The following is a 12561-nucleotide window of genomic DNA, read 5'->3' as shown; positions in this document are numbered from 1 at the left end:
GTCTCGCGCGGGCGCTGGGGATGGGGGGGGAGCCGGGGGCGCCCCCCCGGGGTTTCGGGAAGGGGCGGGATTGGGGAGCCCCCGGCAGGGAGCGGGGGCTCAGGTGTCGGCCCTGGCTGTTGCCAGGAGCTCCTCGGCGTGGGCCCGCGCGGTCTGCGAGTCCTCCTGGCCCGCCAGCATCCGCGACAGCTCCCGCACCCGGTCCTCGCCCTCGAGCACCTGCACCCCGGACCGCGTCACGGACCCGTCGTGCGTCTTCTCCACGAGGAGCTGCCGGTCGGCGAACGCCGCCACCTGCGGCAGGTGGGTGACCACCACCACCTGCGCGGACTTGGCGAGCTTCGCGAGCCGCCTGCCGATCTCGACGGCCGCCTTGCCGCCGACCCCGGCGTCGACCTCGTCGAAGAGGTACGTCGGCACGGGGTCGGTGCCGGCGAAGACGACCTCCACGGCGAGCATGACGCGGGACAGCTCACCGCCGGAGGCGCCCTTGGCGATGGGCCGGGCCGGCGCGCCGGGGTGGGGCGCCAGGAGCAGTTCGACCTCGTCGACGCCGGCGGGCCCGTACGCGACGGTGCGCCCGTCGATCTCGACGCCGTCCGGGTCGTCGGTCTGCCGGACGTCGATGGTGACGCGCGCGTGCGGCATCGCGAGCGAGGCCAGCTCCTCGGTGACGGCGGCGGCGAACCGGGCCGCGGCCTCGACGCGGGCCTCGGTCAGCGCCCGGGCGAGCCCGGCGAGCTCGGCGCGCAGCGCGTCCCGCTCGGCCGTCAGCTCCTCCAGGCGGTCGTCGTCGCCCTCCAGCTCGGCGAGGCGCGCGGCCCCCGCCTCCGCCCAGGCGAGCACCGCGCCGACGTCCTCGCCGTACTTCCGGGTGAGCTGGGTGAGCGCCGCGCGCCGCTCCTCGACCGCGGCGAGCCGCAGCGGGTCGGCGTCGAGGTCGTCGGCGTACCCGGCGAGCTCCCCGGCCACGTCGGCGAGGAGGATGCCGATCTCGCCGATGCGGTCGGCGAGGGCGGCGAGGGCCGGGTCGTGGGTGCGTACGGTCTCCAGGGCCCGGTGGGCGCCCGCGACGAGCGTGGAGGCGTCGACGCCCTCGGGGTCCTCGGGGTTGCCGGCGAGCGCCGCGTGCGCGGCGGTGGCGGCGGAGGCGAGCGCCTCCGCGTGGCCGAGGCGCTCGGCCTCGGCGGCCAGCTCGGTGTCCTCACCGGGGCGCGGTTCGACGGCCGCGATCTCGTCGAGGCCGAAGCGGAGCATGTCGGCCTCCTGGGCCCGCTCCCGCGCCCGCGTGGTGATCTCGTCGAGCTCCGCGCTGACGGCCCGCAGCCGCCGGTAGGCCGCCGTGTACTTGGCCAGCGGCACGGCGACCGCGTCGCCCGCGTACCGGTCGAGGGCGCCGCGCTGCCGGGCGGGCTTGAGCAGGCCCTGCTGGTCGCTCTGGCCGTGCACGGCGACGAGCTCGTCGGCGAGCTCGGCCAGGACGCCGACGGGGACGGACCGGCCGCCGAGGTGGGCCCGGGAGCGGCCCTCGGCGGAGACGGTGCGGCTGACCAGGAGAGCGCCGTCGTCGAGTTCGGCGCCGGCCTCCTCGGCGCGCAGGGCCGCGGCGGCGCCCTCGGGTACGGTGATCCGCCCCTCCACGACCGCCGACTTGGCGCCGAGCCGCACCAGGGCGGGGTCGGCCCGGCCGCCGAGCAGCAGGCCGAGGCTCGTGACGACCATCGTCTTGCCCGCTCCGGTCTCGCCGGTCACGGCGGTGAAGCCGGGTGACAGCTCGACGACGGCGTCGTCGATGACTCCGAGCGACCGTATCCGCATCTCCTCCAACACGCACTAGACCTTACGAGGTCAGGGCGGTCCCGTGCGACGTGCCCTGGGGTCCTCAGGTGGCCGTTCGGTGAAGGCGCAGGTGGCGGACGGCCCCGGAGTGCGGCTTGTCACCCGCCGGGGTGGGGGCCGGCGCCCCCGCCGGTGCCCCCGCCGGGGCGCCGTGCGGGAGGCCCGCGGCGGACGGGGCGCGCCCCCGCGGGCGTCAGTGCGGCGCCCCCCGCCACCCGGAGACGGGCAGGGCGAACTTGGCGACGAGGCGGTCGGTGAACGACGCCTGGTGCAGCCGCGCGAGCCGCACCGGCACGGCACCGCGCCGCACCTCCACCCGCGCCCCGTCGGGCAGTTCCAGGGTCCGCCGCCCGTCGCACCACAGCACCCCGTGCGGCGTGTGCGGCTGGACCTCGACGGCCAGGACGGAGTTCGGCGAGGTCACCAGCGGCTTGGCGAACAGGGCGTGGGCGCTGATCGGCACCATCAGGAGCGCCTCCACCTCCGGCCACACCACGGGCCCGCCCGCGGAGAACGCGTACGCCGTCGAGCCGGTCGGGGTCGCGCACACGATGCCGTCGCAGCCGAAGCCGGTCACCGGGCGCCCGTCGATCTCCAGGACGACCTCGAGGATCCGCTCGGCCGACATCTTCTGCACGGCCGCCTCGTTCAGGGCCCAGTCGCGGTGCACGACGTCGCCGTTGCTGTGCACGACGACGTCGACGGTCATGCGCTCCTCGACCTCGTACTCCTTGGTGACGACGCGGTCGACGACCTTGTCGAGGTCGTCCCGCTCGGCCTCGGCGAGGAACCCGACGCGGCCGAGGTTCACGCCGAGCATCGGCACGCCGGAGGCGCGGGCGAACTCGGCGCCGCGCAGCAGCGTCCCGTCACCGCCGAGGACGATGAGCAGCTCGCACCCGTCGAGGCAGGCCGGCTCGGCCTCCTTGACGAGCTCCACGGTGTCCGGCAGCGGCAGGTCCACGGCCTCCGCCTCCAGGACCCGTACGCCGATGCCGCTGCGCAGCAGGCCCTGCACGACGAGTTCGGCGCTGCGGACGGCCGCGGGCCGCCCGGTGTGCGCCAGGAGGAAAACGGTACGAGCTCGGGTCTGACTCAACGGGGCCCCTCCGCCACGGCTCGGTCGACGTCCGCCGGGTCCGGTTCCGGTGCCCCGGCGCGCAGCCACAGAAAGTACTCGACGTTGCCGGAGGGCCCGGGCAGCGGGCTCGCGGTCACGCCGCGCACCCCGAGCCCGAGGTCCCACGCCTGCCGGGCCACGGCGCGCACGGCGTCGGCGCGCAGCTCGGGCGAGCGGACCACGCCGCCGCTGCCGAGGCGCTCCTTGCCGACCTCGAACTGCGGCTTCACCATCAGGACGAGGTCCGCGTCGGGGGCGGCGCAGCGCACCAGGGCGGGCAGCACGAGCCCGAGCGGGATGAAGGAGAGGTCGCCGACGACCAGGTCGACGGGCACACCGTCGATGAGGTCGAGCGTCAACTCGCGCACGTTCGTCCGGTCCTTGACGGTGACCCGGCTGTCGCTCTGCAGGGACCAGGCGAGCTGGCCATAGCCGACGTCGACGGCGACGACGTGCGCGGCCCCGGCGCGCAGCAGCACGTCGGTGAAGCCGCCGGTGGAGGCGCCCGCGTCGAGCGCGCGCCGCCCCTTGACGACGAGACCCTCGGGCACGAAGGCGGCGAAGGCGCCCGCGAGCTTGTGGCCGCCGCGCGAGACGTAGTCGGGGTCGCCGTCGTCCTGGGCGACGACGATCGCGGCGGCCGTCTCGACCTGGGTCGCGGGTTTGGTCGCGACGGCCTTGCCGACGGTCACGCGCCCGGCGGCGATCAGTTGGCTCGCGTGCTCGCGCGAGCGCGCCAGCTTCCGGCGCACCAGCTCGGCGTCGAGGCGGCGGCGTGCCACTCCTGCCACGTTCGGTTCAGCTCCTGTCGTACGTCTGCGGGGTTCCCGGCCGGGGCGCGGGAGGGCCCTGCGGTGCGTCCAGCGCGGTCAGCGCGTCGCGCAGGCCCCGGTGGACATCCTCGTACACCTCGACGTGGCCGTCCGTGGCGAGGTGGTCGGCGTCGCCCAGCCGGTCGAGCAAGGCGTCCACGTCCGCGTGCCCGGTGGGGTCGCGCGGCACGCCCAGGGGGGCGGGCGCGGCGGGCTCCTGCGAGGCGTCCCCGGCGGCGCCGGACGAGGGCGGCACCGCGGCTCCCGCCTCCTGCGCGACCTGGGGAAGCTCGGGGGACTCGGGCTCCGGGCCCGGCGTCGAGTCGCTCATGGCACGACGCTACATCGAAGCCCTGCGGTACCGTCGATCACGATGGCGACCTTGGCTGAGTGCCGCAGCGCACTCGACACCCTCTCGGACAACCTCGCGGGCGCGGACGGCGACGTACGTGCCGCCGCGGCGCTCGACCGATCCCTGAGCTGCCACCTGACGGACATGGACGTCACCTTCACCGGGCGCCTGCGCCAGGGCCGGATCGACGTCGACGGCCACCACCCCGGGCCCCCGCGGGAGAAGGCCGAGATCCGTCTCGCCCTGTCGGGCGACGACCTGGTCGCCCTGGTGGACGGGCGGCTGAACTTCGCCAAGGCGTGGGGCGCGGGCCGCGTCCGCCTGGACGCGGGCTTCCGCGACCTGCTGCGGCTCAGGAAGCTGCTGTAGCACCGGCCCGGGCCCGGCCGCCCGGCTCAGGAGGCGGCGGCCGTCCTGCGGGCGCGCCGGGCCGCCGGGACCACCAGGGGCGTGCCGGTCTCCGGGTCGTCGATGACCTGGCAGGGCAGGCCGAAGACGGCCTCCACCAGTTCGGCCGTGACGATGTCGGAGGGCGCGCCCTCGGCGAGGACCTCGCCGTCGCGCAGGGCGATGAGGTGCGTGGCGTAGCGGGCGGCGTGGTTGAGGTCGTGCAGGACGGCGACGAGCGTGCGGCCCCGCTCCTCGTGCAGCTCGGCGCACAGGTCGAGGACGTCGATCTGGTGCTGGATGTCGAGGTACGTGGTCGGCTCGTCGAGCAGCAGCAGCGGCGTCTCCTGGGCGAGCGCCATCGCGATCCACACGCGCTGGCGCTGGCCGCCGGAGAGCTCGTCCACGTACCGGTCGGCGAGTTCGGCCACGCCCGTGGACTCCATGGACTCGCGCACGATCCGCTCGTCGTCGGCCGACCACTGCCGCAGCAGACCCTGGTGCGGGTAGCGGCCGCGGGCCACCAGGTCGCCGACGGTGATGCCGTCGGGCGCGATGGACGACTGCGGCAGCAGGCCGAGCGTGCGCGCGACCTTCTTCGCGGGCATGGCGTGGATGAGGTCGCCGTCCAGGAGTACGTGTCCGGCCGTGGGCTTGAGCATCCGCGACAGGGCGCGCAGGAGCGTGGACTTGCCGCAGGCGTTGGGGCCGACGATGACCGTGAAGGAGTGGTCGGGGATCTCGACGGAGAGGTTCTCCGCGATGACGCGCTGGTCGTAGCCGAGGGTCACGTGGTCGGCGATGAGCCGGTTCACAGGGCACGCTCCTGGTAGCGGGGTGGTACGGGGGAAGGGGCGGGGCGGGGTGCCGTGACCCGGGCGGCGGCGCGGCGCGGTGCCGTGAGCCGGCACAGGGCGGGGCGGGGTGTCATATCCGCCCGGCCTTGCGCTCGGTGACGAGCAGCCACAGCAGGTAGACGCCGCCGAGCACCCCGGTGACGACGCCGACGGGGAGCTGGTCCGCGCCGAACACCCGCTGCGAGGCCCAGTCGGAGACGATCAGGAGGGTGGCGCCCATGCACATCGCGGGCAGCAGGTTCGGCCCCGGCGAGCGGGTCAGGCGGCGGGCGAGCTGCGGCGCGGTCAGCGCGACGAAGCTGACGGGTCCGGCGGCGGCGGTCGCGGCCGCGGTGAGCAGCACGGCGGAGCCCATCAGGACGAGGCGGGTGCGCTCGACGGGCACGCCGAGCGCGTACGCGGCGTCGTCGCCCATCTCCAGCATGCGCAGCGGACGGGCGTGCGCGACGACGAGGGGCAGCAGCACGACGCACAGCCAGAACAGCGGCCAGACCTGCTCCCAGTCGCGGCCGGTGAGGGAGCCGGTCATCCACACGACGGCGCGCGCCGCGTCGACGAAGTCGGCCTTGGTGAGCAGATAGCCGTTCAGGGCGACGGCGAAGGCGTTCATGCCGATGCCGACGAGGACGAAGCGGTAGCCGTGCACACCCCGCTTCCAGGCGAGCACGTACATCGCGGCGCCGGTGACCAGGCCGCCGACGAGGGCCCCGCCCGCCACCTGCGCGGCGCTGCCGGAGAAGACGACGATCACCAGGAGCGCGCCCGCGGTGGCGCCCTGGCCGAGGCCGAGCACGTCGGGGCTGCCGAGCGGGTTGCGGGCGATGGACTGGAACAGCGCGCCGCCGAGCCCGAGGGCCGCGCCGACGAGCAGGCCGACGAGGACCCGCGGCAGGCGCAGCTCGTTGACGATGAAGTCCTGCCCGGCGTCGCCCTGGCCGAAGAGGGTGCGGACGACGTCGGCGGCGGGGATGTCGAAGTCGCCGGTGCCGATCAGGACGACGCCCCCGGCCAGCGCGGCGGCCACGAGCAGTGCCACGACCACGGCCGTGCGGAGGTCGAGGCGGACGGAGAGGCCGCCCCGGGTGCGTATCGCCTTCACAGCTTGGCCATCCTCTGCCGTCGTACCAGGAAGATGAAGACCGGGGCGCCGACGGCCGCGGTGACGATGCCGACCTGGAGTTCGGCGGGGCGCGACACGATGCGCCCGAGCACGTCGGCGCCGAGCAGCAGCACGGGCGACAGGAGCGCCGCGTACGGCAGGATCCAGCGCATGTCGGGCCCGGTGAAGGAGCGCACCACGTGCGGCACCATCAGGCCGACGAACATGATGGGCCCGCAGGCGGCGGTCGCGGCCCCGCACAGCAGGGTCGCGGAGGCCATGGACAGCGCGCGGGTGCGCGTCAGGTGGGCGCCGAGGGCGCGGGCGGTGTCGTCGCCCATGGCGAGGGCGTTCAGCGGCCGGGCGAGGCCGAGCGCGAGCAGGATGCCGACCGCGAGGAAGGGCAGCACCTGCTGGATGGTGTCCGTCTTGGCCGAGGCCAGGGAGCCGACCGTCCAGAAGCGCATCTTGTCGAGCGCGGCGTTGTCCGTGATCATCACGGCCTGCAGATAGCCGGAGAGCGCGGCGGTCAGGGCCGTACCGGCGAGCGCGAGCCGCACGGGCGTGGCGCTGCGGGTGCCGCCGAGCGTGTACACGAGTACACCGACGATCGCCGCCCCCGCGAAGGCGAACCACACGTAGCCGCTCAGCGAGGTGACGCCGAAGAAGCTGATGGCGGTGACGACGGCGGAGGACGCGCCCATGTTGATGCCGAGCAGGCCGGGGTCGGCCAGCGGGTTGCGGGTCAGCGCCTGCAGGACGGCGCCGGACAGGCCGAGCGCCGTACCGGCGAGGAGTCCGAGCAGGGTGCGCGAGACCCGCTCGCCGACGACGACGTCGGCGTACGTCCCCGAGTCCTGGAACAGGCCGTGCCACACCTGTCCCAGGGAGAGCTGTTTGGCGCCGACGGCGATGCTGGCGAGGACCACGGCCAGCAGCAGGACGGCGGAGAGCACGAGCCCGGCGCCGCGCAGGACGCGGCGGGCGGGCGGCGCGGGAGCGGTGTCCGCGCTCGGTTCGGGGGGACTGTCGACCAACACGCGGTTAGGTTAGCCTACCCTCCCATTGGCCTCGGCCGACGTCCCCTGCCGCAGGACTTCACCCCTCCGCCTGCCCGCGGCTCCCCGCCCTCGGCTGGTACACGGTTTCCTCGGACCACGGCTGGTACACGGTTTCCTCGGACCACGGCTCCCCTGCCCGACGGGTCCACGGCTTCCCGGCCCACGGCGGGCGGGTCCACGGCGGGCGGGTCCACGGCTTCCCCGGGCCACGCCTCCTCGGCTCCCCCCCCGGGCGGGCCCTCACAGCCCCAGCCGGGACAGCGCCTTCCCCGCGTCCAGGTCGCAGACGCCCTCCCCGGCGTGCGCCCAGGCCGCCCCGCACAGCGCGCGCAGCCCGTCCACGGCGGGCCCCTCGCCCTCGACCACCAGCGCGTCCCCCCGCACCGCGGCGACCCATCCCCCGCAGGCGACGCCGCGCTCGGCGTCCACCACCTCGGGCTGCCCGGTCAGCAGGCCCCGCAGGTCGGCGTCGACGTACGTGGGCCGGTGCTCGGGCCGCGCGGCCAGGAGCTGCGCCCCGTCCGTCACGCCCGTGAGGACGAGCAGCGAGTCCACGCCGCCGTTGAACGCGCCCTCGATGTCCGTGTCGAGCCGGTCCCCGACCACCAGCGGCCGCTCCGCCCCGGTCCGCAGGATCGTCTCCCGGTGCATGGGAGGCAGCGGCTTGCCCGCCACCTGCGGCTCGGCACCCGTGGCGATGCGCACGACCTCCACCGCGGCCCCGTTGCCCGGCGCGATCCCGCGGGCGCCGGGAATGGTCAGGTCGGTGTTGGACGCGAACCACGGCACACCCCGCGCGATCGCGTAACAGGCCTCCGCGAACCGCCCCCAGGGCAGGTCGGGTCCGCCGTACCCCTGCACCACCGCGTCCGGCGCGTCGTCCGCGGACTCGACGGGCTCCAGGCCCCGCTCACGCAGAGCGACCCGCAGCCCCTCGCCGCCAATGACCAACACCCGGGCACCCTCGGGGAGTTGGTCGCTCATGAGCCGCGCCACGGCCTGCGCCGAGGTGATCACGTCCGTCTCCTCGGCGGGGATGCCGAGTTCCGTGAGGTGCGCGGCCACCGCGTCCGGGGTGCGCAGCGCGTTGTTCGTCACGTACGCCAAGCGCATACCGGCCGAGCGGGCCGTTTCCAGCGACTCCACGGCGTGGGCGATCGCGTGCCCGCCCGCGTACACCACTCCGTCCAGGTCCAGCAGCGCCGTGTCGTAGGCCTCGTGCAGCGCGCGCGTACTGCCGTCGGGCCGGGTTCGGGCGCTCTGGCCGCGGGTCTGGCTCATTACGTATCGCTCCTCGTGAGATCCACTACACCGATCATCGCGCATGTCATCGGCACACTTACGATGCACTAATGAACACAGCGGGTCACACGGACGTCCACGGCCTCGACCTGATCCCGTTCCGGGGTGTGCGCTACGACCCCGAGCGGGTCGGCGGTCTCGCCGCTGTGACCTCGCCCCCGTACGACGTGGTCGTCCGGCCCGACGGGCTCCTGGAGTTGGAGTCGTCCGACCCGCACAACATCGTCCGCCTCATCCTGCCGCAGGCCACCACCCAGGCCGCCCGCGACCAGCAGGCCGCCGACACCCTGCACGACTGGCTCGGCGAGGGCGTCCTCGCCCCGGACCCGCTGCCGGGCCTGTACGTGTACGAGCAGCACGACGGCGACATCCTGCAGCGCGGCATCATCGGGGCGCTGCGCCTGTCCGCGCCGGCGGACGGCGTGGTCCTGCCGCACGAGGACGTCATGCCGCACGTCATCGAGGACCGCGCCGCCCTGATGCGCGCGACGGCGGCGAACCTCGAACCGCTGCTCCTGACCTACCGCGGCGACACCGGGGCGGGCGGTGCGAACGCCGCCATAGACCGCGCCGTGCACCACAAGCCGCTGCTCTCGACGACCACGGAGGACGGTTTCCACCACCGGCTGTGGGCGGTGACCGACCCGGCGGAGATCGCCGAGATCCGGTCAGATCTGGCCCGCCACCAGGCCCTCATCGCCGACGGCCACCACCGCTGGGCCACCTACCTGCGGCTGCGCGGCGAGCACGCGTCGCCGAGCCCCTGGGACTTCGGCCTGGTCCTGCTCGTGGACACGGCCCGCTATCCGCTGCGCGTCCGCGCCATCCACCGCTACCTCCACCGCCTGCCGGTCGCCGACGCCCTGGCGTCCCTGACCGGCTCCTTCCGCGTCCGCACGCTGGAGTGCCCGCTTCCGAAGGCCATGGACACGCTGGCCGCGGCCGCCGCGGAGGGCAACGCGTTCCTCCTCGCGGGAGACGGCGCCTTCCACCTCGTGGACCGCCCGTCGCCCGACCTCCTTGCCCGTACGGTCCCGGCCGACCGCCCGGAGGCCTGGCGCACCCTCGACGCGACGGTCCTGCACGCCACGCTCCTGGACCACGTCTGGCACATCCCGGACGCGCCCGAGCACATCGCGTACATCCACCACACGGAGGCGACGGTGGAGAAGGCCGAACGCGAGGGCGGCACGGCCGTCCTCATGCACCCCGTCCGCGAGGAGGTCGTCCGCGACCTGGCCCGCCAAGGCGTCACGATGCCCCGCAAGTCCACGTCCTTCGGCCCGAAGCCTGCCACCGGCGTCGTCCTCCGCGACCTGGCGTTCTAGACACTCCCCGTACGCCGGTACGGCACGACGCAGGGGCGGACCTCCGCTCGGAAGTCCGCCCCTGTGCTACCGCTGCCCTCCTGCTGTGGGCACCGGTCGTCAGTCCTCGTCCCGCTCCCGGCCGTCGACGACGCCGTCCACGGCACCGTCGCGGTCGCCGTCGGCGGACGTCCGCGCCTCGTCGTCCTCCCGCTCCACCGGTACGTCGTCGTCCGCCGCGTCCGCCGCCAGGGCGTCGACGAACTCGACGCCGTCCAGCTCGGCGAGCCGGTCGGACGCGTCGGTGCTGCCGTCCTTGTCGGACTCGACGGCCTTGGCGAACCACTCCCGCGCCTCGTCCTCACGGCCGGCCGCGAGCAGGGCGTCGGCGTACGCGTACCGCAGCCGGGCCGTCCACGGCTGCACCGCGTTGGACGCCAGCTCGGGGCTCTGGAGCGTGACGATCGCCGCGTCGAGCTGGCCCATGTCGCGCCGCGCCCCGGCGGCCACGAGCCGCATCTCGACCTGCCCGGCCTTGTCGAGCTTGTGCGTCTCGGGCGCCCCGGCCATGTCGAGGGCCTTCTCGGGCCGCCCGAGGCCGCGCTCGCAGTCCGCCATGACCGGCCACAGCTCCACACCGCCGGACATGCGCCGCGCGGCCCGGAACTCGGCGAGCGCCTCGCCGTACTTCTGGTTCGCGTACGCCGCGAAGCCCGCGGCCTCGCGCACGGCCGCGACGCGCGACGCGAGCCGCAGCGCGACCTTCGCGTACCCGTAGGCCTGCTCGGGGTCCTCGTCGATGAGCCTGGCGATCATCACCAGGTTCTTGGCGACGTCGTCGGCGAGGCCCTTCGGCAGGCTCTGCAGCTCCTGCCGTACGTCCTTGTCGATCTCCTCGCCGGTGACGTCCTCCGGGATCGGCAGCCGCTTGATCGGCTCGCGGTCGCCGCGCTCCCGGTCATCACGGCGGTCGTCACGCCGGAACCCGCCCCGGTCGTCACGACCCCGGTCGTCACGCCCCCGGAAGCCGCCGCCCGGACGTCCACGGCTGTCGTCACGCCCCGGCCCGCGGCCACGGAAGCCGCCGCCGCGGTTGTCGTCGCGACGGAAGCCACCCCGGTCGCCGCGGTCGCGGTCGTCGCGGCGGTCGTCGCGCCTGTCATCCCGCCTGTCATCCCGCCGGTCGTCCCGGCGGAAGGCCGGCCGGTCGCCGTCGCGCCGGAACCCACGGTCGCGGTCGCGGTCCCGGTCGTCACGACGGAAGGGGGGACGGTCACCGTCACGCCGGAAGCCACCCCGGTCACTGCGGTCGCCACGGTCGCGGTCGTCACGGCGGTCGTCGCGGCCGCGGAAGCCGCCGCCGCGGTTGTCGTCCCGGCGGAAGCCACCACGGTCACCGCGGTCGCGGTCGTCCCGGCGATCGTCGCGACGGAAGCCCGGCCGGTCGCCATCACGGCGGAAGCCCCGGTCACGGTCGTCACGCCGGTCATCGCGGCGGTCGTCGCGCCTGTCGTCCCGCCGGTCGTCCCGGCGGTCGTCGCGGCGGAAGCCGCCACGGTCGCCGCGGTCGCCGCGGTCCCGGTCATCGCGGCGGAAGCCTCCGCGATCGCCCCGGTCACGGTCGTCACGACGGTCGTCGCGACGGAAGCCGGGGCGGTCACCGTCACGCCGGAAGCCACCCCGGTCACCGCGGTCCCGGTCGTCGCGGCCGCGGTCGTCGCGGCCGCGGAAGCCGCCGCCGCGGTTGTCGTCCCGGCGGAAGCCACCACGGTCACCGCGGTCGCCACGGTCCCGGTCGTCGCGGCGGAAGCCGGGGCGGTCACCCCGGTCACGGTCACGGTCGCGGTCCCGGTCATCGCGGCGGAAGCCGCCTCGGTCACCACGGTCGCGGTCGTCGCGACGGAACCCGCGGTCGTTGTCGCGGCGCGGTCCGCTGCGGTATCCGCCCCGGTCACCACCGTCCCGGCGGCGCTGGTCGCGCTCCGGACGCTCGTCGGGAGAGTTGGTGGACATCGGTGACTCCTAGTCTTCGGTACCGCAGTCATTCTGACGCAGCCGCGTGGTCTGCGCTCCTCGGCAAAACAAAAAGGACCCTTGGTCCCAGCGTGAACGCTGGGACCAAGGGTCCTCCAAAAATTGTTCGGCGGCGTCCTACTCTCCCACAGGGTCCCCCCTGCAGTACCATCGGCGCTGAAAGGCTTAGCTTCCGGGTTCGGAATGTATCCGGGCGTTTCCCTTACGCTATGACCACCGAAACCCTATGAATTCCCGCCGCGAAGCGGGACCTCAAACAGGGCAGCGAACAAGCACTCTCTTCAGTTAGGTAGTGATTGTTCAGCCGACACGGCTGTTCGTGGTTTCAGAACCAACACAGTGAACGCGAGCAACTGAGGACAAGCCCTCGGCCTATTAGTACCAGTCAACT

The 12561-nt window shown here is 74.4% G+C and carries 11 protein-coding genes and 1 rRNA gene; 2 read left to right on the top strand and 10 right to left on the bottom strand.

Features of this window, described 5'->3' with window-relative positions; genetic code table 11:
* Positions 1-99: 99 nt before the first annotated feature.
* The 4 genes from recN to QK440_RS39425 form a co-directional block, all read right to left on the bottom strand.
* Complete coding sequence (recN, locus tag QK440_RS39440) at positions 100-1818, bottom strand: DNA repair protein RecN (protein WP_282798086.1); 1719 nt, start codon at positions 1816-1818, stop codon at positions 100-102.
* Positions 1819-2032: 214 nt separating this feature from the next.
* Positions 2033-2938: an NAD kinase gene (locus QK440_RS39435; RefSeq protein WP_282798084.1), complete on the bottom strand. Its 906-nt coding sequence runs from the start codon at positions 2936-2938 to the stop codon at positions 2033-2035.
* The gene (locus tag QK440_RS39430) at positions 2935-3750 is read right to left on the bottom strand and encodes a TlyA family RNA methyltransferase (RefSeq protein ID WP_282798083.1); all 816 of its coding nucleotides are present in this window, start codon (positions 3748-3750) and stop codon (positions 2935-2937) included. The genes QK440_RS39435 and QK440_RS39430 overlap by 4 nt, the downstream gene beginning before the upstream one ends.
* A 7-nt stretch (positions 3751-3757) precedes the next feature.
* A complete protein-coding gene (locus QK440_RS39425) occupies positions 3758-4102 on the bottom strand; it encodes a hypothetical protein (protein ID WP_282798082.1) in 345 nt (114 codons plus the stop codon).
* 42 nt (positions 4103-4144) lie between these two features.
* On the opposite strand from QK440_RS39425, the gene QK440_RS39420 reads away from it, so the two are divergent.
* On the top strand, positions 4145-4492 hold the full coding sequence (locus QK440_RS39420) for an SCP2 sterol-binding domain-containing protein (RefSeq protein WP_282798081.1): 348 nt from the start codon (positions 4145-4147) through the stop codon (positions 4490-4492).
* A 26-nt stretch (positions 4493-4518) separates the two neighbouring features.
* Here QK440_RS39420 and QK440_RS39415 read toward each other — a convergent pair whose 3' ends face one another.
* The 4 genes from QK440_RS39415 to QK440_RS39400 form a co-directional block, all read right to left on the bottom strand.
* Positions 4519-5325: an ABC transporter ATP-binding protein gene (locus QK440_RS39415; protein WP_282798080.1), complete on the bottom strand. Its 807-nt coding sequence runs from the start codon at positions 5323-5325 to the stop codon at positions 4519-4521.
* A gap of 112 nt (positions 5326-5437) precedes the next feature.
* On the bottom strand, positions 5438-6466 hold the full coding sequence (locus QK440_RS39410) for an iron chelate uptake ABC transporter family permease subunit (protein ID WP_282798079.1): 1029 nt from the start codon (positions 6464-6466) through the stop codon (positions 5438-5440).
* Entirely contained in the window at positions 6463-7506 is a 1044-nt protein-coding gene (locus QK440_RS39405) for an iron chelate uptake ABC transporter family permease subunit (protein ID WP_282798078.1), read from the bottom strand. Before QK440_RS39405 ends, QK440_RS39410 begins: the two co-directional genes overlap by 4 nt.
* 261 nt (positions 7507-7767) lie before the next feature.
* Positions 7768-8808, bottom strand: a complete 1041-nt coding sequence (locus tag QK440_RS39400) for an HAD-IIA family hydrolase (protein WP_282798077.1) — start codon at positions 8806-8808, stop codon at positions 7768-7770.
* A gap of 71 nt (positions 8809-8879) precedes the next feature.
* Here QK440_RS39400 and QK440_RS39395 point away from each other — a divergent pair, with 71 nt between their 5' ends.
* A complete protein-coding gene (locus QK440_RS39395; RefSeq protein ID WP_282798076.1) occupies positions 8880-10157 on the top strand; it encodes a DUF1015 domain-containing protein in 1278 nt (425 codons plus the stop codon).
* Positions 10158-10256: 99 nt separating this feature from the next.
* Here the strand turns inward: QK440_RS39395 and QK440_RS39390 are convergent, their stop codons facing one another.
* Both QK440_RS39390 and rrf read right to left on the bottom strand, forming a co-directional pair.
* Positions 10257-11060, bottom strand: coding sequence for a tetratricopeptide repeat protein (locus QK440_RS39390; protein ID WP_282798085.1), 804 nt, complete (start codon positions 11058-11060; stop codon positions 10257-10259).
* Positions 11061-12274: 1214 nt separating this feature from the next.
* Positions 12275-12391, bottom strand: a 5S ribosomal RNA gene (gene rrf, locus QK440_RS39385).
* Positions 12392-12561: the final 170 nt, after the last annotated feature.

Source organism: Streptomyces sp. CC224B (assembly GCF_030010595.1).
In the GTDB taxonomy this organism is placed as follows: Bacteria; Actinomycetota; Actinomycetes; order Streptomycetales; family Streptomycetaceae; genus Streptomyces; species Streptomyces longispororuber.
Note: the sequence above shows the minus strand (reverse complement) of the source record. Positions and strands in the feature narration are given on the sequence as shown.